This is a genomic window from Ruegeria sp. AL12 (assembly GCF_056540885.1).
This window is the reverse complement of sequence record NZ_JBQFXN010000062.1, coordinates 1-1,100: the sequence shown is the minus strand read 5'-3', so window position 1 is coordinate 1,100 and position 1,100 is coordinate 1. Positions and strand designations below refer to the sequence as shown.

Annotated in this window: 2 protein-coding genes; both read right to left on the bottom strand. The window is 55.5% G+C overall.

The features are described 5' to 3' along the window. Positions 1-174: 174 nt before the first annotated feature. Positions 175-855, bottom strand: a complete 681-nt coding sequence (locus tag ACR0C6_RS21340; protein WP_480621111.1) for a hypothetical protein — start codon at positions 853-855, stop codon at positions 175-177. Between the two features lie 49 nt (positions 856-904). Further along, on the bottom strand, positions 905-1,100 hold a 196-nt coding region (locus tag ACR0C6_RS21335; RefSeq protein ID WP_480621110.1), incomplete at its 5' end, for a helix-turn-helix transcriptional regulator.

Sequence of the window (1,100 nt, the reverse complement as noted above, 5' to 3'; positions counted from 1 at the left end):
GTCCCGCTACTCGGACCATGGTCCTGTTCAAACCAAAGTCCGGTTCCCCACATAAGCAGTCAGAGGGACGTCAAAGCAGACGTTGCCCCCGTGCTGAGCCCCATGGCTATATGTATATGTGTCCTGTTTCTTGTGACACCTTTCGGATCAATTTCCGGTTTGGCGTCACAGTATTTAGGACGGCCTCAATTCAAACTGGCTCAACCACCACCCAACCGTCACAACCATTGGGACGGAGTGTCCTGTTTTTGTGCGGGGCTTCTGTTTTTGCCGCCAAGACATGAAACGCTTCGCTGCTGGTTTACCGTCGCGTGTCGGCACTTCGCCCAGCGCCCAGACTGATGCCTTGCCGATACCAGACGGACCAAGGTGCGGGGCTTTTGTCATGGTAATGAACCCACGTTCCTGAAGTTCACGAAACCAAGGGCCAACCGTGTTGCGGTGAACGTTCAACGCCATTGCCGCGTCGCGATGGCTTAGAATGATATCGCCGTTGTTTGATCCGTTGTAGCGGCGTTTCAGTTCGACGTAGAGCGCCCTTGGACCCGGTGGCAGGGTTGCCCAGGCTTCAGACGCTTGCAACCACTCAGGAAGCTGGACATGACGCCCAGTCCCCTTTTTCTGACGTTTGTACGGCCTTGCCATTACTTGCACCCTTTCTGGGTCATCAGGGCCAGCCAAACGCTCACTTCGCGGATTTCGGTCTTGTGTGAAATTATGCGCTCGTCCAATAGCGCCTTGCACGTCCAGAGAACCCGTCTCTGGTTTGAATACCATTGATTGCTGCTCATAACCGTGTGCCCTTCGTTGTTGAGCAAACAAGGCGCTGGGCGTATGGTGCAGACGTTCCCGCAAAGAACATTCCCGCCCCATGCCCAGGCGCCAGGTCTGGGTGGGGTGGGTCTTATTGCCTATGTGCCGCGATTGCAGCGTCGATATCAGCTTCGGCCCAATACAGGCGCGAACCGATTTTCACGGGCTTGGGCAATCGGCCCATTTCCACGTCGCGGTAGATAGTGGTGCGGCCTCGGCCACCGAGTTTTTCTTGCAGGTCGCGGAAGGTGAGATAACGCATTTTGGTGCTCCATCTTGATTGATGG